Source organism: Pararhodobacter sp., assembly GCF_034676545.1.
In the GTDB taxonomy this organism is placed as follows: domain Bacteria; phylum Pseudomonadota; class Alphaproteobacteria; order Rhodobacterales; family Rhodobacteraceae; genus Pararhodobacter.
Genome location: NZ_JAUCBZ010000015.1, coordinates 1,816,973 through 1,839,832 on the forward strand (window position 1 = coordinate 1,816,973; position 22,860 = coordinate 1,839,832).

Annotated in this window: 28 protein-coding genes and 1 other annotated feature; all 28 genes read left to right on the plus strand. The window is 61.0% G+C overall.

Features of this window, described 5'->3' with window-relative positions; translation table 11 throughout:
• The first annotated feature begins 35 nt into the window (after positions 1 to 35).
• Positions 36 to 1,127, plus strand: a complete 1,092-nt coding sequence (locus tag VDQ28_RS12475) for a phage protease (protein WP_323036245.1) — start codon at positions 36 to 38, stop codon at positions 1,125 to 1,127.
• Positions 1,127 to 1,564, plus strand: coding sequence for a hypothetical protein (locus VDQ28_RS12480; RefSeq protein WP_323036246.1), 438 nt, complete (start codon positions 1,127 to 1,129; stop codon positions 1,562 to 1,564). The genes VDQ28_RS12475 and VDQ28_RS12480 overlap by 1 nt, the downstream gene beginning before the upstream one ends.
• A gap of 21 nt (positions 1,565 to 1,585) precedes the next feature.
• Positions 1,586 to 2,485 (plus strand): Mu-like prophage major head subunit gpT family protein, encoded by a 900-nt coding sequence (locus VDQ28_RS12485; protein ID WP_323036247.1) that lies wholly within the window; start codon positions 1,586 to 1,588, stop codon positions 2,483 to 2,485.
• Positions 2,486 to 2,488: 3 nt separating this feature from the next.
• A complete protein-coding gene (locus tag VDQ28_RS12490; protein ID WP_323036248.1) occupies positions 2,489 to 2,866 on the plus strand; it encodes a hypothetical protein in 378 nt (125 codons plus the stop codon).
• A 131-nt stretch (positions 2,867 to 2,997) separates the two neighbouring features.
• On the plus strand, positions 2,998 to 3,426 hold the full coding sequence (locus tag VDQ28_RS12495) for a DUF1320 domain-containing protein (protein ID WP_323036249.1): 429 nt from the start codon (positions 2,998 to 3,000) through the stop codon (positions 3,424 to 3,426).
• A complete protein-coding gene (locus VDQ28_RS12500) occupies positions 3,426 to 3,860 on the plus strand; it encodes a hypothetical protein (RefSeq protein ID WP_323036250.1) in 435 nt (144 codons plus the stop codon). Before VDQ28_RS12495 ends, VDQ28_RS12500 begins: the two co-directional genes overlap by 1 nt.
• Complete coding sequence (locus VDQ28_RS12505; RefSeq protein ID WP_323036251.1) at positions 3,857 to 4,006, plus strand: hypothetical protein; 150 nt, start codon at positions 3,857 to 3,859, stop codon at positions 4,004 to 4,006. Before VDQ28_RS12500 ends, VDQ28_RS12505 begins: the two co-directional genes overlap by 4 nt.
• Entirely contained in the window at positions 4,007 to 4,942 is a 936-nt protein-coding gene (locus VDQ28_RS12510) for a phage tail tube protein (protein ID WP_323036252.1), read from the plus strand.
• Positions 4,943 to 4,954: 12 nt separating this feature from the next.
• Entirely contained in the window at positions 4,955 to 5,272 is a 318-nt protein-coding gene (locus tag VDQ28_RS12515) for a hypothetical protein (protein ID WP_323036253.1), read from the plus strand.
• The gene (locus tag VDQ28_RS12520) at positions 5,221 to 5,619 is read left to right on the plus strand and encodes a DUF1799 domain-containing protein (protein ID WP_323036254.1); all 399 of its coding nucleotides are present in this window, start codon (positions 5,221 to 5,223) and stop codon (positions 5,617 to 5,619) included. Before VDQ28_RS12515 ends, VDQ28_RS12520 begins: the two co-directional genes overlap by 52 nt.
• Before the next feature lie 191 nt (positions 5,620 to 5,810).
• Complete coding sequence (locus VDQ28_RS12525) at positions 5,811 to 6,332, plus strand: phage tail length tape measure family protein (RefSeq protein WP_323036255.1); 522 nt, start codon at positions 5,811 to 5,813, stop codon at positions 6,330 to 6,332.
• A 70-nt stretch (positions 6,333 to 6,402) separates the two neighbouring features.
• Positions 6,403 to 8,154, plus strand: coding sequence for a hypothetical protein (locus VDQ28_RS12530; protein ID WP_323036256.1), 1,752 nt, complete (start codon positions 6,403 to 6,405; stop codon positions 8,152 to 8,154).
• A complete protein-coding gene (locus VDQ28_RS12535; RefSeq protein WP_323036257.1) occupies positions 8,151 to 8,657 on the plus strand; it encodes a hypothetical protein in 507 nt (168 codons plus the stop codon). Before VDQ28_RS12530 ends, VDQ28_RS12535 begins: the two co-directional genes overlap by 4 nt.
• Positions 8,540 to 9,783 (plus strand): IS3 family transposase gene (locus VDQ28_RS12540; RefSeq protein WP_416349375.1). Its coding sequence is split into 2 segments (ribosomal slippage): positions 8,540 to 8,843 and positions 8,843 to 9,783, totalling 1,245 coding nucleotides; the frame shifts between segments, so codons are not numbered across the junction. The genes VDQ28_RS12535 and VDQ28_RS12540 overlap by 118 nt, the downstream gene beginning before the upstream one ends.
• Positions 8,836 to 8,952: a sequence feature (AL1L pseudoknot), on the plus strand. (Overlaps the previous gene by 117 nt.)
• Before the next feature lie 187 nt (positions 9,784 to 9,970).
• Positions 9,971 to 10,432: a hypothetical protein gene (locus VDQ28_RS12545; protein ID WP_323036259.1), complete on the plus strand. Its 462-nt coding sequence runs from the start codon at positions 9,971 to 9,973 to the stop codon at positions 10,430 to 10,432.
• Positions 10,429 to 10,875 carry an NlpC/P60 family protein gene (locus VDQ28_RS12550; protein ID WP_323036260.1) on the plus strand — a complete coding sequence of 149 codons (447 nt, stop codon included), beginning with the start codon at positions 10,429 to 10,431 and terminating at the stop codon, positions 10,873 to 10,875. Before VDQ28_RS12545 ends, VDQ28_RS12550 begins: the two co-directional genes overlap by 4 nt.
• Positions 10,872 to 12,452 (plus strand): hypothetical protein, encoded by a 1,581-nt coding sequence (locus VDQ28_RS12555; RefSeq protein ID WP_323036261.1) that lies wholly within the window; start codon positions 10,872 to 10,874, stop codon positions 12,450 to 12,452. Before VDQ28_RS12550 ends, VDQ28_RS12555 begins: the two co-directional genes overlap by 4 nt.
• Positions 12,421 to 13,182 (plus strand): hypothetical protein, encoded by a 762-nt coding sequence (locus tag VDQ28_RS12560; protein ID WP_323036262.1) that lies wholly within the window; start codon positions 12,421 to 12,423, stop codon positions 13,180 to 13,182. Before VDQ28_RS12555 ends, VDQ28_RS12560 begins: the two co-directional genes overlap by 32 nt.
• Before the next feature lie 119 nt (positions 13,183 to 13,301).
• Positions 13,302 to 14,189 (plus strand): hypothetical protein, encoded by an 888-nt coding sequence (locus tag VDQ28_RS12565; RefSeq protein ID WP_323036263.1) that lies wholly within the window; start codon positions 13,302 to 13,304, stop codon positions 14,187 to 14,189.
• Positions 14,190 to 14,205: 16 nt separating this feature from the next.
• On the plus strand, positions 14,206 to 15,624 hold the full coding sequence (locus tag VDQ28_RS12570; RefSeq protein WP_323036264.1) for a glycerophosphodiester phosphodiesterase: 1,419 nt from the start codon (positions 14,206 to 14,208) through the stop codon (positions 15,622 to 15,624).
• The gene (locus tag VDQ28_RS12575) at positions 15,621 to 16,421 is read left to right on the plus strand and encodes a hypothetical protein (protein WP_323036265.1); all 801 of its coding nucleotides are present in this window, start codon (positions 15,621 to 15,623) and stop codon (positions 16,419 to 16,421) included. Before VDQ28_RS12570 ends, VDQ28_RS12575 begins: the two co-directional genes overlap by 4 nt.
• Before the next feature lie 207 nt (positions 16,422 to 16,628).
• The gene (locus tag VDQ28_RS12580) at positions 16,629 to 18,719 is read left to right on the plus strand and encodes an ATP-binding protein (RefSeq protein WP_323036266.1); all 2,091 of its coding nucleotides are present in this window, start codon (positions 16,629 to 16,631) and stop codon (positions 18,717 to 18,719) included.
• 261 nt (positions 18,720 to 18,980) lie between these two features.
• Positions 18,981 to 19,484, plus strand: a complete 504-nt coding sequence (locus VDQ28_RS12585) for a YbjN domain-containing protein (RefSeq protein WP_323036267.1) — start codon at positions 18,981 to 18,983, stop codon at positions 19,482 to 19,484.
• A gap of 30 nt (positions 19,485 to 19,514) precedes the next feature.
• A complete protein-coding gene (gene proC / locus VDQ28_RS12590; protein ID WP_323036268.1) occupies positions 19,515 to 20,327 on the plus strand; it encodes a pyrroline-5-carboxylate reductase in 813 nt (270 codons plus the stop codon).
• Positions 20,324 to 20,659 carry a tRNA-binding protein gene (locus tag VDQ28_RS12595; protein ID WP_323036269.1) on the plus strand — a complete coding sequence of 112 codons (336 nt, stop codon included), beginning with the start codon at positions 20,324 to 20,326 and terminating at the stop codon, positions 20,657 to 20,659. Before proC ends, VDQ28_RS12595 begins: the two co-directional genes overlap by 4 nt.
• Entirely contained in the window at positions 20,659 to 21,615 is a 957-nt protein-coding gene (locus VDQ28_RS12600) for a D-glycerate dehydrogenase (protein WP_323036270.1), read from the plus strand. The genes VDQ28_RS12595 and VDQ28_RS12600 overlap by 1 nt, the downstream gene beginning before the upstream one ends.
• A gap of 80 nt (positions 21,616 to 21,695) precedes the next feature.
• A complete protein-coding gene (locus tag VDQ28_RS12605) occupies positions 21,696 to 22,049 on the plus strand; it encodes a hypothetical protein (protein ID WP_323036271.1) in 354 nt (117 codons plus the stop codon).
• 367 nt (positions 22,050 to 22,416) lie between these two features.
• On the plus strand, positions 22,417 to 22,854 hold the full coding sequence (locus VDQ28_RS12610; protein ID WP_323036272.1) for an MmcB family DNA repair protein: 438 nt from the start codon (positions 22,417 to 22,419) through the stop codon (positions 22,852 to 22,854).
• Positions 22,855 to 22,860: the final 6 nt, after the last annotated feature.

A 22,860-nucleotide genomic window follows, 5' to 3' on the forward strand; every position in this document is an offset into this window, starting at 1 on the left:
TATTTGGCACGGGGCGCCTGCGCGATTGTCGGGCCATGACAAACGCTCCTCATATTGCCCTGATGCAGGCCATGACGCTTCCCGCCACGGATGTTGCGGCCGAGTGGGTGCATCTCTTGCCCGCCGGTCAGATCACCACCAAGGACGGCCGTGGTCCGTACCGCGTGGCGGACGCGGCGGCGTTGATCGCCACCAGCCTGCACCAGAACCCCAAGCTGCCCATCGACGAAAACCATGCCATCGACACGGCGGCAAAGCGCGGCGAACCATCGCCCGCTTGCGGCCATATTGTCGAGCTGCAGACACGCGACACCGGCATCTGGGGCCGCGTTGAATGGAACAGCAAAGGCAAGTCGCTGATTGCCGAGCGCGCCTACCTTGGGATTTCGCCAGCCATTGTCCATGACGACTCGGGCCGCGTGCTTTCGCTTTTGAGCGCCTCTTTGACGAACCGTCCCAATCTTCGCGGCCTGACCGCACTTCACCAGGAGAACGACATGACCCTGCTGCAACGGCTGGCCGAATTGCTCGGCCTTGATGCCAACACCACCGATGATGCGCTGGTTGCCCGCGTGACCGCGATGTCCAGGCAAGCCGCGTCCAAGGATGTGGGTAAGGATGGGGGCGACACCGACAAGGCGGTCGCCCTGCAATCGCAGATCGCGCAAATCGGCACCGCATTGGGTCTTGCCGATGGCGGAACGGCAGACGCTGTTCTGGCCGCCGCGCGCGCGAAAGCGGCCGGCGGCAATGACACCATCGTCGCGTTGCAGGCTGAGTTGAGCCAAGTCACCACCCAACTCAACGCGCTCACCGACGGGGCTGCGCGCGGGCGCGCCGAGCAATTTGTTGACGGCGAAGTCCGCAAGGGTCGCGTCGGCGTCCGTCCTTTGCGCGACCATTACATCTCGATGCACATGGTCGACCCGGCCCGCGTGGAAAAAGAAATCGCCGCGCTGCCTATCCTTGGTACATCGGGTGCACTGAGTGCACCGCCCGCGACCGCGCCCGATGGGCAAGTTGCCCTGCAATCCGAACAGCGCGAGGCCATGCGGCTGAGCGGGTTTGATCCCAAGGCCTATGCCGCCGTGCTGGCCGATGAACGCAACCAAGGGGAGGCCCTCTGATGGCCGCACTATCGTCTGACCGCAATACGCCGCTGTCGTCCGGGGACCTGCGCTCTGGCGCCGTCGCCGCATCGCAGCTGATTTACGCCGGGGCCATCGTGATGCGCAACGCCGCCGGTTTCCTGGTCAAAGGATCCACCGCGACGGGCTTGATCGGGGTCTGCTGCGCCGAGCACCGTGCCGACAATGCCTCCGGCTCCGCTGGCGACATGCAACTCCGCTATCGTCCCGGGGTCTATCAGTTCGCAAACTCCGCCTCGACCGACGAAATCACTGCCGCCGATATCGGCGCTCTTTGCTACGTCGTCGATGATCAAACCGTCGCCAAGACTGCGGCCACCGCAACGCGTTCGCCTGCGGGGTTCGTCGAGGACGTCGATGAGCAAGGCGTTTGGGTGCGCTTCGACGCTGCGCTGACCCGCACCGCCATCCTGTGACGCCAACAAGGAATCTGATCAATGCTCGTTAATGCCGCAAATCTTGACGCCTTGCGCGTCGGCTACAAAGCCACCTTTCAAGGTGCGCTCGACCAAGCCCCTTCTCAACACGCGCGTGTCGCAACAGTCGTCTCTGCTTCGACCAAAGAGCAGAAATACGGCTGGCTTGGGAAGATCCCCAATGTGCGCGAATGGCTGGGGCCCCGTGCCATCCAGAACCTGTCGCAGCACGACTATTCGATCAAAGAAAAGGCGTGGGAACTGACCATCGCGGTCGACAAGGATGATATCGAAACCGATAACCTCGGGATCTATACGCCGCTGTTCGCCGAAATGGGCTTGTCGGCGGGGTCGAAGTGGGACCAGCTTTCCTTTGGTCTTCTGAAGAACGGCTTCTCGACTGAATGCTACGATGGGCAGAACTTCTTCGACACCGATCACCCGGTTCTCGATGAAGACGGCAAACCGCAATCCGTGTCGAACTCCGGCGGCGGCTCAGGCACGTCGTGGTTCTTGATGGACACGTCGCGTGCCCTCAAGCCGATCATCTTGCAAAAGCGGCGCGACTTTACCTTTTCGTCGATGACTGACCTGACCAGCCCGAACGTGTTCATGAACAAGGAATTCATCTACGGCACGGACGCACGCGCCAATGTGGGGTTTGGCTTCTGGCAGTTCGCCTATGGCTCGAAGCAGACCTTCGACGCGGCGGCCTATGGTACGGCGCGCAGTGCGCTGTCGGGGATGAAGGGCGACTTTGGCCGCCCGCTCGGCCTGATGCCCAACCTGCTGGTCGTGCCGCCCGCACTGGAAAGCGCCGCACGCAAGGTCCTCAACAGCGAGTTTGGCAGCGGTGGTGAGACCAACGAATGGAAAGGCACGGCGAGTTGCTGGTTGTGCCTTGGTTGGCGTGAGGGTTGATCCATGGATGACCTGACACTCATCAAGGGCATCGGCGCAACCAGCGCCAAGCTGCTGGCCGGAGATGGCCTGGCAAGCTTCGCTGCATTGGCCGCGCTCGATCCCGCCGATCCGCCACAAGTCGACGGGCTGCGCAGCCCTGACTGGGCGGCATGGATCGCCGACGCTGCACTGCGTGTTGCGCCGACGACCGAGGCGGAGAACGCGCCTGGTGGGTTGATTGTCGTCACCGGGCCCAAGCGTGGCCGCTGGCGCGCGGGGTACCATTTTGGGCCCGAGCCGGTAACGCTCAAGCTTGACGAGCTCACCGAGGATGAGTGCGCCGCCATCGGCAAAGACCCCATGCTGACAACCTCGATCCAGTCGCCCCCCGACAGATGATCGAGCCGGTGCGGCGGCTGGATGGCAGCCCGGCCGCCGTATCACCTTATCCCCAGTCGGGAGACTGGCGGGCAAGCCGCACCTTAAGGCAAGCAGTTGAGCGAATAAGTCCCCAGATTTTCGAGGTAGCCGTGACCTATGCCACGCTTCAGGGATTAACCGACCGTTACGGCGCCGAGATGATCGAGCGCCTGACGGATCGCGCGGATCCCCCCGCCGAGGCCATCGACACCAGCGTCGTCGATCGCGCTTTGCTCGACACTGATGGCGTGATCGACGGCTATCTGCGCGCACGGTATCTGACGCCTCTGCCCGAAGTGCCGGCACAGGTTGCGGATGTCGCCTTGTCGATTGCGATCTGGAAACTGCACCGCTGGTCGCCAGATGAGAAAATCGCCGAGGATTACCGTGATGCTCTGCGGACCCTGCGCGAGATTGCCGCCGGCACCATCATCCTGACGGTGGCGACATCGGCACCATCGGCCACCGGAGGCACCGGCGCGCGGCTGACCGATCGCGAACGCCCGCTGACCGCGGCGAACCTCAAGGGGTTCATCTGATGTTGGACGCCGCCATCGCCCGGATCGGTGCCCGCGTCAGCGCGCTGACAGGTCGGCTTCACGGCGCTGCCGACTTCGCGCGGCTGATGGCATCAAATGACATCCGCAGCATGCAAAGCGGGGCCTATGTCCTGTCGATGTCTCTGCGCGGCGGGCAAGCGCGCGCCGCAACCGGGGCCTTTATCCAGGACGTCGAAGAGGGTCTGTCCGTGGTTCTGGTCCAGCGCAGTGAGGATCCGCGCGCGCTGCGGGCTCTGGATACGATTGACGCACAGCGTGACGCCGTGATCGCGGCGCTGCTCGGCTGGGTTCCCGCCGGCGCACCGGGCCCGATGCGTCTGGTGCAGGGCCGGATGCTGAATGTCGGCGCGGGCCTTTTGGTGTTCCAGATCGATTTCGCCGTTTCAACACAACTGAGGATCAACCCGTCATGACCCGCAAATCCAAACCAACGCCAAGCTTACTTCTCGTCACCTCGCCAACTAAAGGCGGCAGCTACCTGCGTCAACCCGACGGCACGCTCGTTCCTGTGGCCACGCCGGAACCGATGCCCGCATCCCCGACTGAAAAGGAGGCTTGAATGCCCATTTACTGGTCCGAAAAAGTCCTGCTTGTCGCTCTGGAAAGCACCTATGGCACTGCGCCGACCTTGTTGGCGGCAGATGCAATCCTGGCCTCGGACATCCGGTTGACGCCGATGGAAGGTCAGGACCTGAGCCGCAATCTCGAGCGCCCGTTCATGGGCGCACAATCGACGATCCCGGTCGATGTTCATGCCAAGCTTGCCTTCAAGACCGAGCTGCTCGCCTCTGGCACGGCCGGCACGCCGCCGGTGATTGGCAAGCTGATGCGGGCTTGTGGGTGTGCAGAGGTCGTCACCGCAAACACGTCGGTTGCCTACAATCCGGTCAGCCGTGGGCATGAGAGCGCGGCCCTGCACTTGTGGATCGGCGATACCCGCTACGCGCTGACCGGCATTCGCGGCACTGCCACAATTCGTGTCAACGCCAGCGGCATTCCAATGGTCGAATTCGAATTGACCGGATTGTTTGTCATGCCGACCGAGGCTACGCCTGTTGTGCCCGATCTGGATGCTCAACTTGATGCCGAGGTCCTGGCCGCCACGACCGCAAACACGCCGACCTTCACCATCAATTCGGTGGCAATGGTGATGCGCAGTTTTGCGCTGGCGATGGGCAACCAGGTCGAGCCTCGATTTCTGGTGGGGTCGGATAGCGTCATGATCACCGGGCGGACCGATACGATTGAAACAACCGTTGAAGCAAAGTCGCTTAGCGCCTTCAACCCCTTCGCCCTTGCCAAAGCGTCGACACCGCTTCCAGTGAGCCTGGTCCACGGGACCGCCGCCGGAAAGATCATCACCCTGTCCGTGCCCACCGCACAAATGCAGCGTCTTTCAGGCCTTGAGGAACAGCAGGGCATCAAGGAGTGGCCGCTCAAGCTCGCACCGTTGCCCAATGCTGGGAACGACCAGTGGACCCTGACCTTTACCTGATGGAGTGAGCCGATGCTCAAGATTACCCAAAACCCCGAATTCACCCAAAAGGTGAAAGTCCGCGTTCCCGTCGATGGCGGTTTTTCCGAGCAGGAGTTCAGCGCGCGATTCCGTGTTGTGCCCTGGTCCGAGTTGACCGCCATCGAAACTGACCCCGCCGAGCAGCTGCGTCGTGTCTGGGTGGGCTGGGACGGCATTGTCGACGACGACAACTCTCCGATCGAGTTTTCTGACGCTGCCCGCGACAGACTGATCGAAATCTTGTTCATCCGCACGCCGTGCCTGCGCACCTATGTCGACGCGGTGGCCGGTGCCAAACGGGGAAACTGACCGAGGCAGGGCGGCGTTGGGCGCGCGGCGACCTTGCCGAGGGACACCGTGATGAAGTCGCCGAGGATGCAAGACGCTGGGGGCTAAGCCACGTTCCCGGTCGCCATGCCACCCAAGCCGACGGGCTCTGGCCGGATCACATCGAGGCCATGCAGGCGTTTCTGGCGGTCGCCGGGCAATGGCGCAGCGTCGCCTTTCCCAACGGGGCCTTGCTCTGGTCTGGCCTCGACTACGCCGCCGCTGCCGCCGCCTTTGCGCTGTCTGGTCTCAATCCGTCACCCAGCGTTTGGGAACAAGTCCGGCAAATCGAGTCCGGCGCCATAGAGGAGCTAAATCGTGTCCGCTGACTTACGTGTGAGTATGCTTCTGACCGCGCAAGGCGAACAGGCCCGGCGCGAGTTGGAGGCAACAAAAAAAGCAGCGAAGGATCTTGGCACGGCGGGTGGCGCGGTTGGAACCCAGTGGTCGAACGCAGGCACGCAGATTTCTCGAACTGGCGCGGCCTGCCGCTGCCAGTGTTGTTCCAATGACGGCAGGTATGAACCGTCTCGCGACGGCGACTGGTGCCAATGTCATGCAAACCGCCAACCTCGCGGCCCAATTCAATGACATTGGCGTCATGATGGCGGCGGGGCAGAACCCGCTGCAATTGGCTTTGCAGCAAGGCACCCAGATCAACCAGGTTTTTGCCCGCATGGGCAGCGTCAGGCAGGTTGTCGGGAGCATCGGCGCGGCGTTTGCACAGATCATCAACCCGATGTCCCTGGCAACCATCGGCATTATTGCTTTTGGGGCGATGGGCGTTCAATGGCTTTTGTCGCTGCGCGAAGAGGTCGTTTCGGTTGAAGATGCTCTGGCCGATCTGAAGAGCGCCGTTGACGAGTTGGAAGCCGCTTCGCGTTTGGCTTCTCCCCGTGGCCTCGTAGAACTCGAGCGGCAATACGGAAATGTAACAGCCTCTGTCCTACGACTTGCCGCCGCAGAAGAGCGTGCGGCTCGTAGCCGCGCCGATGGCCCAGCTTCGAGCTTTTCAATCCTCCCAATCCGCGCTGGCAGGTGACCCTGTCAGCGACGGTTTCGGAGGCACCGATAGTTCGGGTGCGATCCTTGAGTTGAGGGGCAGCCTTGGGTTGCTTCGCGAAGATGCGGCAGGGGCATATCGCGAGCTCAGACGTATTGGTGATATTCAAGACCCGGCAGAACTGGCCGATGTTTACGAACAACTGATCGGGTCGATCGAACGCGCGGTCGCCGAAAACGGCGCGCTGAACGAAACACAGGAAGCCTACCGCCAAGGACTAATAGAAGCACAAAAGCTCGCACTCCGCCTTGTTGCGATTGATGAAAATCGGGGCCAATGGGATAACGCCCGCGCGCAAGACATGTTGGCCGAGTTGGGGATCCAACAGGCGATCAACGAGCACGGCGAAGACAGCCGCCAGGTGACTGTGCTGCGCGCCGCCGCAGAGCGCGACGCGTTTGACGAGACCCTGCGCACCCTCGATATTTCCGACGAGTTGAGGGACGAGTTGAGCGCGGCGTGGGATGCCGCCAAAGGGCTTGGGGCCACCGACATGGCCAGCGCGGTGGCCCGCGCAAGAACCGAAGCCACGGCGATGGCCGATGAGATCACGCGCGCTCTGGGCGCGGTACAGGCCCTGGCGCAATCGAGCGTGACGTCGCTTGATGACGCTCGGATCCGCTCGCAATACACGGACCCGGTCGATCAGGCCTATCAGTTGAGCCTCGCTCGTGTCCGGCGTGCCCAGGCACCCGTGCGCGAGAATGCAGCCATGGACCCGATCGTCCTTGCCGGACTCGATGCACAGGCCGAGGCCATCGCGCGCAACGAAGCCGAGGCCGTGCGCCTGACCGAAGCGCAGCGCGCGCTGGCTAGCGGCAGTCGCAATGCTGGCCGGGCATCCGATCAGCATCGAGACGCGGTCTCTGACCTCATCGCCGAGTTGAACGACGAGATCGCAATCCTGCGCGAGGCCGACCCGGTCCAACAGGAAATGCTGCGCCACCGTGAGGTCCTGGCGAGTGCCACCGCCGCCGAGCGGGCGCAAGTCGAAGAACTGATCCGCACGCGTATCGACGAAAACGCCGTGCTCGAGGAAAACCAACGCCAGATGGAAGCCGCGCGCGATCTGGGAAATGATGTATTGCGCGGCATTATCAGCGATCTGCGCGAGGGTGCGTCGGCTGGAGATATCCTGGCCAACGCGCTCGACAAAATTCTCGACAAGCTGCTGGACATGAGCACGACCAGCCTCACGGACGCACTGTTTGGCAACAGCACAGGCGGCGGTGGCGGGTTCTTGAGCAGTCTGCTGAACTCGCTGTTCGGGATCAAGCCACACGCGATGGGCGACGTGGTTGGTTCTCCCACGCTCTTTGCGTACGGCGACAAACCCGGCCAATTGGGCGTCATGGGCGAGGCTGGACCTGAGGCAATCATGCCGCTGACCCATGCTGGCGGGTCTGGTGTCGGGGCGATGCTGGATGGGCGCGAGGTCACACTCGGCTTGACCCGGCTTTCCTCGGGCAAGTTGGGGGTTTCAATCCCATCGAACCTGACGGCCACGCCGTTTGCCCAGGGCGGGTCGTTTGGTTTCGTGCCGTCTGCACCGGCCGGTTCCGGCGGGCAACCTGCAAACATCTCATCCCCCGTCATCCAGCTGCAACCGGTGTTGGTGAACAACACCAGTCGCCAGGTCGACCTTGATGTCGAGGAAACCACCGATGCTCGCGGCCAGCGTCAGCAGCGGTTCATCATCTCGGATCTGGTCGGTGACGGGCTCGCAACACCGGGTGGCAAGGCGGCGAGGACCATGCAAAGCCGCTACAACACCCGTCCTTCTGCACGGAGGCGGTCATGATCGGGACCTGGCCAGACACCTTGCCGAGGCCAGACCGCGATAGCTGGCAGATGACCTCGCAGGATGCACGCCGCAAGTCGCAGCCGGATGCTGGCCCGCCGCGCTATCGCCGCCGGTTTTCTTCGGCAGCGCGGTTGGTGACTCTGTCGGTGATTTTGACCCGCGACGGCAAGGCAATCTTTGACACCTTCTTCCATGATGACTGCGCCGACGGGTCGCTGCTGTTCACGATGCCGGATCCCACCACTGAGGGTTGGCCCCTGCTGGCCTCCGACGGCACACCGATCCTGACCGATGATGGCCAGCCGATCCTGCTGGGTGGTCAATGGCTGTGTGAACCGCCCCGGGTTTACCGGAGGGCAAAACTCTCGGAGAATTGCCCGTTATGGAACATGCACAAAAGAAGAAGACTTCGAAGCCGTATTCACCCGAGTTCCGCGAACGCGCGGTGCGGCTGGCGATGGAACACCGCGATGATTATCAAAGCGAAGCTGCAGCGCTGACAGCGATCGCGGGCAAATTGGGCTGTTCGCCGGACAGTCTTCGCGTTTGGATGCGACAGGTCCAGCGCGATGGCGGCGAGCGGCCGGGACCTACCGGCGTCGAGATTGCGCGGATCAAAGAGCTTGAACGCGAGAACCGGGAATTGCGGCAGGCGAACGAGATCCTGCGCAAAGCTTCAGCGTATTTTGCCCAGGCGGAGCTCGACCGCCCGTTTCGCAAATAATTGATTTCATTGAGGAAAGCCGAGAGGCATTCGGGGTCGAGCCGATCTGCAGGGCGCTGCAGTTTGCCCCATCCACCTATTATGACCGACGTGCCATTGCACGTGATCCTGACCGGGCTTCAGCCCGGGCCAAGTCTGATGCCGCCTTGAGCCTCAAGATCGATGCGGCCTGGGATGCGAACCGCAAACTCTATGGCGCGCGGAAAGTCTGGCATGTCTTGCGACGGCAGGGTGAATACGCTGCCAGATGCACGGTGGAGCGGCTGATGCGCCGTCTGGGCCTCAGGGGCGTGGTTCGCGGCAAAAAGGTCATCACAACCAACCCTGACGCATCGCTGCCATGCCCCGATGACAAGGTGAACCGTCTCTTCATGGCAGATCGGCCGAACAAGCTGTGGGTTTCAGACTTCACTTACGTGCCCACATGGTCGGGGACGGTCTATGTTGCCTTCGTGATTGATGTATTTGCCCGACGGATCGTGGGGTGGCGCACCTCAACTTCGATGAAGACGCAGTTCGTGCTCGATGCGCTGGATCAAGCAATCTGGCAAAGAAAGACTCCAGATAACAAGAGCTTGGTGCATCACTCGGATCGAGGATCCCAATATCTGTCGATCAAATACACCGAACGCCTAGCCGAGGCGGAGATCGATCTCTCTGTCGGGACAGTCGGTGACGCCTATGACAACGCACTGGCCGAGTGCGTCATCGGCCTCTTCAAAACGGAGGTAATCAACCAGATCGGGCCTTGGAAATCAATGCGCGAGGTTGAATGGGAAACCCTGAAATGGGTCGATTGGTATAACAACCGCCGCCTACTCGGCCCTATCGGATACATCCCGCCCGCAGAAGCAGAGGAGGCGTTCTATGCAAACCTGAACACACTCGATATGGTCGCCTAGTCGTTGAACAAATCACCCTCCGGTAAACCCGGGGCGGTTCAGTGTGCGTGGGGTGATCAAGTGCCGATTGAGACAATCTTCGGCCAGGTCGAATTCAAGAAAACCTTCAGCATTGTGGTGATGCCATGAGACGCCTGTCACTCAACGCCCGCCTTGCCCAAGACGCCCCGCATTCGCCGCGATCGAGATGGCGCTGATCCTGATCGAACACCCTGAGCTTGAGGCCCCGATCCGGCTGTCGACCGACAACACCGAACGCCTATCCACGGATCCGCTGATGTATGGCACGCGGTCAAGCTGGCGCGGCAGCAACCCGGTGACAGAGCCGTTCCTTTGGATCATCGCCTCGGCTGTACTGCCTGGTGACGCCGAAGATGCGCCGGCCAGCGCCCAGATCGCGTTGGAGAACCTTGACGCCGAGATGGTGCAACTGGTGCGCTCGTTTACCGATCCGGCCACTATCAGCCTTGCCGTGGTCCTGGCCGAAACGCCCGACCTGATCGAAGCAGAGTGGACCGGTCTGCAGCTGGTGTCTGCGGACATCACGGCGGGCGAGATCGTCCTATCGATCAGCCGCGACGAGGTCGAGCTTGAGCCTTTTCCGCCGGGCCGCATGACGCGGCTCAATTTTCCGGGGTTGCACGCATGAGCTGGTCAAATCGTTACGTCGGTCTTCCTTTTGCCGAATTCGGCCGCGACCGTGCGGGCTGCGATTGCTGGGGGCTGGCCTGCATCATTTACCGCGAAGAGATGAACATCGCGCTGCCGGAGTATGTGGGCGCGTATTCCTCGGCTGACGAGCACAGTGAGATCGCTGCGCTGATTTCCGGGGCCGCGACCTCGCCCCTCTGGGTGCCGGTCGCGGGAACCGCGATGGCCTTTGACATCGCCGTATTCCGGCGCGGGAGGTTCTCGACGCATCTGGGGATCGTGATCCACCACGGCATCATGATCCACATGGCAGGTGAGGATCAGTCCAAGGTCCAAGGCTATACGGATGGCCCCTACAAGCACCGGTTTGCCGGTCATTTTCGGCATGCTTCAAAAGCCCTTGAACGCCCCGTTCAACTGATTTCCGAGGCGGCGCGATGACCGGTATCCCAGTCCTCGCGGCTCCAGCCATTGATCCGGGCAGTGCTCGCATTGAAATGACCTTGCCCGAAGGTCTGACGGTGGCCGAGATCGTCGCCGCCACACTTCCCGGGGCGACACCCGCGGACCTCTCTCTCGTGCGCATTACACTGATCAGCGCGCAAGGGTCTGCCGTGATCCTGCCCGAGCACTGGCATGCCGTGAAGCCGCGGCCCGGCATCCGGGTGGTGATCCGTCTGATCCCAGGCAAGGACGCTCTGCGCTCGATCCTGCAGATCGTAGTTGCGATTGCGGCGATTGTCTTCGCGCCATATCTGGCCGGCCTGTTCAGCATAACCAGTGCGACAGGCATCGCACTGGTTGGCACAGGCCTCAACCTGCTTGGCAATCTGTTGATCAATGCCCTGATCCCGCCAGCCAGACCTGACGATGAGCGGCGTAACAGCTACAGCATCAGTGGTTGGCGTAATCGCCTCGATCCGGATGGTGCCGTACCGGTGGTTTTGGGCCAGATCCGCTATGCCCCGCCGTTTGCGGCACGCACTTACACCGAGGTGGTCGGTGATTTGCAATATATCCGCACGATTTTCACCTTTGGTGAAGGTCCGGTCGATCTGACGGATTTCCGCATCGGGGATACCTCGATTGCCGAGTATGACGAGATCGAGCTTGAAGTGCGGCAAGGCGTGGTTGGTGATCCACCGGTCAGCCTCTATCCGCGCCAGATTGTCGAAGAAAACATCGGCCTTGAACTCACCAGGCCTTTGCCTCGTGATGATTCTGGAGAGGTTATCAAGAACGATCCAGCCGAGGAAATACCGGTGGTGCGGACAACCGGCACCGATGCATCAGGCACCTCTGTCATTCTGGCCTTTCCCGCCGGGCTGATCCGTTTTGATGACAAGGGTCGCGAAAAGCAGACTACGGTTTCGATCCGCATCGAGCAGCGGCTTGTGCAAGCTGATGAATGGCAGTTTGTCACCACGCTTGATATTTCTGCCAAGAAAATCGAGGGCTTCTTTCGCCAGCATTCATGGTCGTTTCCGTCGCGCTGCCGCTGGCAGGTGCGCTTGACCATGATGACTGACGAGGTCGACGACAGCAAGACCCAGAACCGCACGGTCTGGGCTGGTCTGCAGACACTGCTGGCGGAGTATCCATTGGCGTATCACCGGTCGCTGGCACTCGTTGCTCTACGGATCAAAGCTACACACCAGCTTTCGGGCGCACTCGACAATTTCAGCGCGCTCGCCAAGCGCATTTGTCTCGATTGGGATTATACCTCCGAAACGTGGATTGAACGGGCCACCTCGAACCCGGCCTCGTTGTACCGATTTGTGCTGCAATGCCCGGCCAATCCGAAACCGGCGGGTGCGGACGAGATCGACCTCGCGCAACTGGCCGACTGGCATGATTTCTGTCGCGTGAAAGGGCTGCACTACAACCGGGTACAGGATCAGGCGGGCACGACATTGCGCGAGGTTTTGACCGAAGTGGCCGCCGCCAGGCGCGTCACCCCGCCACGACGGCCTGAAATGGGGTGTGGTGATAGATCGCCCGGCGGCGCTGATCGTTGATCACGTCAATCCGCGCAACAGCTGGAATTTTTCCGTGCGGCGCGCTTATGTCGAACGCCCGCATGCGTGGATTTGCAAGTTCCAGGACGAGGACAACGACTTCAAAGAGGCGCAGCGCGTCATCCGTCGGCCCGGTTATGCCGGAGAAATCACGCTGACTGAAACCCTCGAGCAGCCAGGCCTGACCAACGCCGCGGTTGTCTACCGCGAGGGCCTGCGTCGGTTTCTGGAGGCCAGCCATCGCCCGGACGTTTATGAGGCCACCCAAGAGGGGGCGGTCCGGGTTGCGACGCGTGGCGATACCGTCATGCTGAGCCACGATGTGCTGTCGCAGACCCAATGGGCTGGTCGCGTGACGTCGGTATCCGGCAATCTGGTCGAGCTGGACGAGACCGTTTCGATGCAAGCGGGCGGATCCTATGCGCTGCGGTTTCGTCACTTTGCCGATGCCGAAGATACGATTGGCACCTCGATCATTCGCCCGGTGCAAACGACGCCCGGTGACACCAACCTGTTGACCCTGACCGGCACCGGATCGCTGCCGGTCGCCGGGGAGATCGCACATTTTGGTGATTTGGAAACGGATAGCTTCCAGGTGGTTGTCAGCCATATCGAGGCCACCGACGACCAGTGCCAGATCATTCGCGCCGTGGATGCGGCCCCGATGATCGACATATTGACGGATGCCGCGAAATCCCGGAATGGTCCAGCCGGGTTGGTGAGGAAATAGACGAAACCCTGCTTCAGCCGCCGACCCCCCGATTTGGCTCGGTGACATCCGGGCCCTCTGCGACCCTATTGGGCGGGTATCAGATTGACTATACACTCGAACCGGGCCGCAGCTCCATTGTGACTGCATCTTTCCGTATTGGTCATCGGCTGGGCACTTCGGGCGATTGGACCGAAGTTCTGATCCCCGCCGCCAATGGGGGCGGATCGATCCAGGGATATGTCAACGCCGACACCGTGCATCTGCGCGCTCAAGCCGTGTCCTTTGCCGGTGTGGCCGGACCCTGGACTGATCCGGTGACAATTGTTGTGGGGGCGGATGATGCACCGATCCCAGAGGCCCTCGACCCGGAAACAATCATCATCACAACGCTGCTGGGCGGTGCGCTGATCCAACTCGCAACCGGATCGGACCCGAACACAACGCAGATCCAGATTTATCGCTCGACCTCGGCAACTCTCGATCGAGAAACCGATGCGACAGGGTCGCCGTATGCAGTCTCGCCTATGCAGAGTTTCAGTGCCGTGCTGGGCGACGCCACCCGCACCAACCTGGTTGACGGCGGCGCGATGGAGACGCCGGCCACCTGGACGCTTGACACGGGCTGGGCCATTGCGGTCGGCACAGCCACCCACACCCCTGGCACGGCAGACGAGATTTCCCAGCAATTCTCGACAGAGGTCGGCAAGTGGTATCGCTTGGGATTTGACGTCTCGGGGCGCAGTGCTGGTTCTGTCACGCCGCGCTTGACTGGGGGTTCGGACCGGCCTGGCACCGCCATTTCAGCGGATGGCATCTATAACGATCGCATTCAGGCAGTCACCGGCAATGACACGTTCGGCTTCTTTGCCGCCACGGACTTCGACGGATCGATCGATAACGTTGTCGCCTATCTCGAAACCACGGCCTGCCTTGCGCAGGGCACACATCACATCTGGATCGAGCCACAAAATGCCGACGGCGTGCCCGGTCCGCTTGTGGGGCCAATAGAAATCACCATAGTTTAATGGAAGGAAGGTCGCGATGACCGCAGGAGTCACAACCCTTAACATCAACTCCTCGTTTATGCTCGACGAGGTTCTTGGCAACCGCGCCGGGAATACTGTCAAAGTTCCAACAACCCAGTTGGCAGCTCAGCTCGGGCTCGAGATCACGCAGATTAATTACGAGACGCTCGCCCTTTTGTCTGCCGACCTCTCGGACGAGGGCACGCGCGCGGCGGTTTGGGGCGATCCCGTCGAGGCCAATCGTGGGCTCTACAAAAAGACCTCCGAAGGTTGGGTGTGGTATGGTGATCTACCGATCAGCGCTATTGCGACGGCGCGGCTCGACGCCCTGAACGGGCGCGTTGTCAGCGAGGCGTCACGCGCGATGGCCGCCGAGGGTGAACTTTCCAACATCACAGCGGACTTACAATCGCAACTCGACGCGTTGTCAGCAGGCTCGCGGCAACGTGGCCTCTGGGACGCCTCTGCGGGTTCGTTTCCATCATCCTCGGTTCAGGCGGGCGACCGCTGGGACGTGTCGGTTCCAGGCACTGTGGACGGTCAGGTGTTTGTAATTGGCGACCAATTGTTGGCGCTGATCAACACGCCCAGCACCTCGACATTTGCCGCAAATTGGGCGCATGTGCCCACGGCAAGCGTGGTCGCGCCGATCATCGCAGAGAGTGCTGCGAACGCGGTCAGCCGCGCGGTCACAAGCTTCATTAAGGCGGCACCGGAACTTGAGGTGATTGCACATCGCGGTTTCGCCTATGACGCGCCTGAGAACACGCTGCTGGCGATTGAATACGCCATTGCCCGTGGCGCTCGGAGCATCGAATTCGATATTTCGATGAGTGCTGACGGCACACCTTGGCTGCACCATGACAGCACGGTTGACCGCGTGACGGATGGCACGGGTACGTTTACCGCGATAGATGATGAAGAACTCGGCGCGCTGCGGATTGATAGCAGCATGAACCCGCCGTGGGACATGGGCCTGACACCGCTTATCGACGTGCTGCCGGTTCTGGCCCGCGCGGGCGTGCGGGTCTACCCAGAGCTCAAAAACCTGCGCAACATCGACGATGTGGACACCATTGTCGCGCTGTTTCAGTCGGCGGGTCTTTCGGCGCAGGTCCACTACGGCAAAACAGGCGCAACCGCTGATCTGGTGCGTGTGCGGAGCTTGGATGAAGCCTGCGCTCTGACATATTTCGCGACCACTGCGGACGCAACGTTCTGGTCGAATATCAGCATTGTGTCCGCACTCGGTCGAGCCGAGGCGGGGGTCTATTTCCCAAATATAACAAACAGCGTGGTGTCCGATCTCGCCAATATTGGCGTGGGCATTCTGGGCTGGACGCCGAACAAGCCTGACCAAGTGGCGGCGCTGCGCGCGGCGGGATGCCATCGCGTGATGGCCGATTATTTTCTCAAGACGGAGCAAACCCAATGACACAAATCGCACTGGGCAGCGGCTGGGCCAATTGGGTCGCAATAGGATCAGCGAGCGTACTTGACGGCGTCATGACAGCCACATCGACTGTTGGTGTTTCATCGCGTCAGTCATTTGAGGTCGCCGCACATCCCGGCGAAACATATGAATTCCGCTGCTGGGCGCGGATCACAGACGGATTATTGATCGGCAACGGCGCACTGGCAATCGACCACTACGATGCGATACCAGGCAACGACCCGCTTGTTAGGAGTGTGACAGAGCCAATCGTGTCGGATGCGTGGCGTGAATATGTGCTGCGCTACACCGTGCCTCTGGGTGCAACGCCCGATGCCTACATTCGGTTCTCGGCGGGGGTTTTTACGGGCGGGGCTGGTACGTGTCAGTTTACCTGGCCATCAGTGCAGTGTATCGGCGGACATCGCGGCACCCTGCGCGTGGTGGCTGCGGGGCTCATCGGATGCAGCAATGGATCGTGGAGTATTGTCGGCTCCTACATTGCTTCGGGCATCCGTTCACTGTCCTATGCGAATTCGGCACTCACGCTAACGGTCGACCGCGTCCCTCTGGGTGTGGACGGTGCCTATCCCCTAGGTCATGTCACCAAAACCCGTAACGGCAATGCCGCCTGGCGCAGACTGATCCCGACAATCGGCAGCTACGCTGCTCCAGTCGGCGCGCGAGACGGCACAGTTGTGGTCGAATTTACCGACCCATCTACCGGCCTCAAGGCAGACGCCGTCGCCGCAATTGGCACGGGCGACGGGTTTTTCAATCTGACATTATGGACGCTCTGAGGAACACGCCTGCTTGTGTTCGCACAACGAACCTGAGGCCATCGATGACAACAAAAACCCTTGCCCAGGCGGCGCGCGCGACAATGCGCGTCGAGCTGGCGAAGCTGCCCGCTCGCGGGTTGGTATGGGCTGTTGTCGACGGGCTCATAGTTTGCCGGTCCTTACGTCCTGTCAGACCGTGGTCGTACAGCTAGGGAGTGACTCTCGATGCGATTTCAGCAAACTGCACCATTGACCAGAGAGGGGAGTGGTGTTTTGCCTAATTTGATTCCAGACATCGAAAATCGGGTGCGAAAGCTGCCCAAACCCGCAACTTACTCTCAAGCACTGCAGCCGTTGTTTGAGGCTGTCAGCAATGCACTCTATGCCATCGAGGATCGTGAAGCCGTTGAGGCAGGTCACAGCGGACAGGTCAAAATTGATATCTATCACCTGTCCGACCCCTCAAAATTTCGCGTCGAAATCGCGGATAACGGGATCGGACTGGACAGCGATCGATACAAGGCTTTCCAAACCATCGACACGGACTTTAAAAGAAAGCGGGGCGGAAAGGGTGTTGGGCGCCTCTTTTGGCTAGACGCATTCGAGCACATACGCGTGGAAAGCGCCTACCTCGAAGGTGATGAGTTGAAGCAGCGATGCTTCTCTTTTGCTTTGTGCAACGAAGAGCAAATCGTAGAGCTTGAGCTCGTCGACGGTTACGATGGTCGAAAGGAAGTGGGTACCACGATTGTCTGCGAAGGCCTTCGAGGCGCGAGCTACCAAAAAGCCTTTCCGAAGCAGAGGGATACATTCCTACGCTATTTCAGCGCACATTTCATCGCTGATTTTCTGGTAGGTGGTGGCGCAAGCGTCCATGTGAATTTGGATGGAGATTTTACGAGCTACCCTGAGGCTGTTGCTGACCTTGTAGTTGACGGGGACCTGAAAACCGGCGCGTTCGAGATAGAAGACTACGGCACGTTTTCCATCGATGGGTTCGCGTGCGAGAAAGAGGCGAGCACAGGGCTCGACGGTAATCATCAGCTCCATTTGCTTGCAAACGGTCGCACCGTCGAGACGCGGAAGGTAGACGGCCTAATGGGCTTGGCCACTGTGTCTGCAAACGGTCGAGATGATCTTTTGTTCCACGGCTGCGTTTCGAGCGAATATTTAGACGAACGGGTGAACGAGGGTCGCACTGCTTTTAACCTTCCTGAAAGCATCCTAAAAGAAATATCTCGCAAGTGCGTCGAGCATATTCGGGTGACAGTCTTGGCTGACCAGATGGAAGGTTACATCGCGAAACGGCGCAGCAATTATGACGAGTTTGTCTCCCGTCATCCCATCTATGGTTTCGAGGACCCTGAAGTGCAACTTGATCGGGTTCCCTTCAATGCTCAAACGCCCGAGCAGTTTGCTACGGGGCTGGTGAAATACCAGATTCGGCGCGATGAAGACCGGCAAAATGCTATTGAAGATGTCATTACCCTGTTGAACAGCGGCGACGACGTGACCGAAAGCTTTGCAACACAGCTCCAGGCCGCCGTCGAAGGAGTTCAGTCCTCCGAGCAACTGGCTCTCGCGCAGCATGTTGTTCGCAGAAAGCTCGTCTTGGACCTCATGGGGAAGCTCCTTAACCGAGTGCGCATTCGTGATGGTAAGCACGACGATTTCCATCTGGAGAAAACGCTGCACTCCTTTATCGTACCAATGTACGTCATGGGAAATGATGCCGCGGAAAAACGCCCCCGCGCGCACGATCTCTGGATCTTAGACGAGCGGCTGGCGTTCACTAGAGCGTTCTCATCAGACAAACGATTCGATGCACTTATGAAGAGCTCGGACAATCACGATCGCTCTGACTTGGTCGTGTGGGATTTTGCCAGCGGTCTCGGGGTAATTGACCCTTACAGGAATGACGCCGCCGTTGATACGAGCCAACCGCTCGACAAGGTGATGATTGTCGAATTCAAAAAACCGGGTCGAACACACTATGGACCCGAAGACCAGATCCACTTCCAGATCACAAAGTACATTGATGAACTGCGCGGTGGCGAGATCGAAGGCTTCGAGCGTCAGCGGATTCGCATCTCTCCAGACTGCGTTTTCTACTGCTATGTGGTCGCAGACATTGAGGGGGATTTGAAGCGGCAACTTTCAACCTGGTCGAAATCCGCAAATGGCCAAGGTCGCTTTATGCCCCTTCAAGGGGATGTTAACGGCTCCATTGAAGTTATTCAGTGGCAGGACCTTGTGAACGATGCATGGGCACGCAACGAGGCTACGCTGTACGCAGCGAGGCTACAGAGAGGGTAGTCCATGGGCATGGGTCAAGGATAGGCGGAAGAATGCTCTCGCTGCAACTATCGCTGTCAAACTCTGCAGTATTCGCTGGCGAGCTACAAAGGGGCGGCCAGAATAGACGGGTTGTCCACAGGAAATTCCTCTTTACAGGGTTTCTGTTTTACCCCACCATATCTAGTAAGAGCGGTGAGTATACACCGCCGGACCTTGCTAGCACCCGCAGCCTATTGTGGGATCGGCAAATGTTGAGGCTAAAGCAGAAAGTGCCAGGACATGACCCTGTCCCAGGACTATACCCTGACCGATGAGATCCACCCGATCGACATCGTCGAAACGCTGGCCGAACATCACGCGTGGGAGTTCGACCGCGTGGGCGACGATCAGATTGCCATGGCGGTCGAAGGCCAATGGCGCAGCTATTCCCTGACGCTGGCGTGGTCCGGCTCGGATGAAACGCTTCGGCTGATTTGCACCTTCGAGATGGAACCGCCCGAGGCCCGCCTGGGCGAGCTCTATGAAACGCTCAATCTGAGCAACGATATGGTGTGGGGTGGCGGCTTTACCTATTGGGCGCAGCAGCGTCTGATGGTCTGGCGCTATGGCTTGTTGCTTTCGGGCGGACAGATGGCCGCGCCCGAGCAGATCGACCAGATGATCCAATCCGCCGTCGCCGCCTGTGAGCGCTTTTACCCGGCGTTTCAACTGGTGGCCTGGGCGGATCATGCGCCCGAGGACGCGATGAAACTCGCCATTGCACAGGCCTACGGGCGCGCCTAACCTGCCCCCCGGTTTGACAGGGGGGCGATCATGGATCTGAGCGAATTGAACAATGCCGGGCTGGTGCTTTTGGGCTGCGGCAAGATGGGGTCCGCCCTGTTGCAAGGCTGGCTCCAGAACGGGCTTGAGGCGGCTTCGGTCACGGTGTTGGAGCCCAACCCCTCGGATTGGTTGCGCGGTACCGGGGTCCATCTGAACACCGCCTTGCCCGCGCGTCCGGCGATGGCGGTGCTGGCGGTGAAGCCGCAAATGATGGGCGACGCGCTGCCCGCATTGCAGGCGCTGGGCGGCGGCGCGACGGTGTTTGTTTCGATCGCAGCGGGGACGTCTTTGGCGACAATCGAGCGCGTTCTGGGCGCGGGCACGCCCGTCGTGCGCGCCATGCCCAACACGCCCGCCGCCGTGGGTCGCGGCATTACTGCCTTGATCGGCAATGATTTTGTGCCCGTCGCGGCGTTGGATCTGGCCCGGGCCTTGATGGCCGCCGTGGGCCAGACGGTCATGCTCACCTCCGAGGCGCAAATGGACGCGGTGACGGCGGTGTCCGGCTCTGGCCCGGCCTATGTGTTCCACCTGATCGAAACCATGACCGCGGCGGGCGTCGCCCAAGGCTTGCCCGAGGAGATGGCCTTGCAACTGGCCAAGGCGACGGTGGCCGGAGCAGGGGCGCTGGCCGAGGCGGCCGCGGAAAGCCCCGCGCAACTGCGGGTCAACGTCACCTCCCCCAACGGCACCACCGCGGCGGCGCTGGGCGTGTTGATGAACCCCGAGACCGGATTCCCGGCCTTGCTGCCGCGTGCGATCAAGGCCGCGGCAGAGCGCTCACGGGAGTTGGGCCAATGACGATTTCCTTTGACGACTTCCTGAAGGTCGATATCCGCGTCGGCACCGTCACCGCCGTCGAGGATTTCCCCGAGGCGCGCAAGCCCGCCTGGAAACTGACCGTCGATTTCGGGCCGGAAATCGGCGTGAAGCGCTCCAGCGCGCAGATCACCACCCATTACCGCGCCAAGGATTTGCTGGGGCGGCAGGTGCTGGGCGTGGTGAATTTCCCGCCCCGCCAGATCGGGCCGTTCATGTCCGAAGTTCTCATTCTGGGTCTGCATGACGCGGGCGAGGCGGTCGTGGTCATCGGCCCGGAGCGCAAAGTGCCCAACGGCCAGAGGATGTGCTGATGAAGCTGTTCATCTCGCGGCCCTTGCCCGAGCCCGTGCTTGTTGCCGCGCGGGCCGCGTTCGACGTGACGGTGCGCGCCTCGAACGCGCCGTTGACCGCGGCCGAGATGCACGAGGCGCTGATGGGGTATGATGTGGTGCTGCCGACCCTGGGCGATCTGTTCAAAGCGCCGGTCTTTGCCGCGTGCCCGGCCCCGCGCGCCAAAATGCTGGCGAATTTCGGTGTCGGCTACAACCATATTGATGTCGCCGCGGCCAAGGCGGCCGGATTGCAGGTGTCGAACACGCCCGGCGCGGTGACCGATGCGACCGCCGATATCGCCATGACGCTGATCTTGATGAGCGCGCGCCGGGCCTCGGAGGGCGAGCGGATGCTGCGCGCCGGGCAGTGGCAGGGCTGGCATCCGACGCAGATGCTGGGGATGCATCTGGGCGGCAAGACGCTGGGCATTGTCGGCATGGGGCGGATCGGGCAGGCGATTGCGAGACGCGCACATTTCGGCTTTGGCATGGCGATCCGCTATCATGCCCGCACCGAACGCACGATCGACGGCCTGCCGGATGCATGCGGCACGACCGATCTTCATACGCTTCTGGCGCAATCGGATGTGGTGGTGATCGCCGTGCCTGCGACGCCGGAAACCCATCATCTGATCGACGCCGCCGCGCTGCGCGCGATGCAACCCCACGCGCATCTGATCAACATTGCGCGCGGTGATATCGTGGCCGAGAAGGCCATGATCGCGGCGCTTGAGCAGGGGCAGATCGCCGGGGCGGGCCTTGATGTCTACGAATTTGAACCCAAGGTGCCGCCCGCGCTGATCGCGCTGGAAAACGTGGTCTTGCTGCCGCATCTGGGCACTGCCGCCTTGGAGGTGCGCACCCAGATGGGCCTGATGGCGGTCGAGAATGCGGTGGCGTTCAAGCTTGGCAAAACCCCGCCAAACCGTGTCTGAGGCGCGGCGGCTGCGGCGATGTCGCCTCTGGAAATTCCGCCCGGCTGCCGCTATCTTGATCTTAACCCAAGGAGCGCCCCATGACCCATGATGCCCCCGATCATTTCGAGCCCACGCCAGAGGGTCTGCCAAAGCTGGTCAAGCTGTACTTTGTGCAGGTGGCGATTGGCTTTGCGCTGTCGGCGGTGTTCGTGGCCCTCTTGCTGGGCTTCAACGTCGCCAACCTGCGCGGCCTGATGATGTCCACGCAAGGCGGCTATATCGCGGCGGGGCTGTTGTTCTTCTTTAACGGTCTGGTCTTTGCCGGCGTGCAATTCGCGATCACCATCATGCGGATGGCCGCGCCCGAGGACAAAGGTCCGCGCGGTGGACGCCGCGCGCCACAGGCCACAAACACACCCGTGCGGGTGCGTGCGGCCGCTGGGCGGCACTGAGAAGAAAAGTGGCGGGCCCGCAGCAGCCGTTTCGGGCGTGAATTTCCCGAGAGCCTGTTTTAACAGGTGGGCGCCAGATACCAAGGCCAGGACCCTGGAAGAGCCAGCTCCCTCGGAAGTGCTTATCGGCCACTGGAAAAGGGCCGTCCACGAGAAGAGCAGAACCCGCCACCGCTCAAGATAGGCCCGCCGCGCGCGCCATTCAAGAGGTGTTCCGAGGATGAGATCGCATCGGGCCAAATTCGGCCTTGCGCGGGCGTTTGTTCCCTGTTTATTCTCATGGGGCGGCATCGGGGTGATGCCCCGTGCCGGCGTTTGATTGCGGGCATGGTTTGTCAGCAGGCACGATATCGAACACGAGGCGCGTTTGGATACCCAAGGCACATTGCAAGCCGGTCAGCGACTGGCGCGCGGCGTTTGCCGCCTGCTGCGCAGCCATGATTTCGCGACACTCGACGAGGTCACACCCATCGCCGGCCTGCGTGTCGACGTGATGGGCCTGGGACCAAAGGGCGAGATCTGGGTGGTTGAATGCAAGTCGTGCCGGGCGGATTTCACCTCGGACCACAAATGGCAGGGCTATCTCGACTGGTGCGACCGCTTCTTTTGGGCCGTTCCTGCCGAGTTCCCAACCGAAATCCTGCCAGCGGAAACCGGATTGATTGTTGCCGATGACTATTTTGGCGATGTCATCACCATGGCACCCCTGCAGCCGCTCGCCGCGGCGCGCCGCAAGGTGCTGACGGTGAAATTCGCGCGCATGGCGGCCCTGCGCCATCATGCCATGCGCGACCCGCGGCCTTGAACAAAG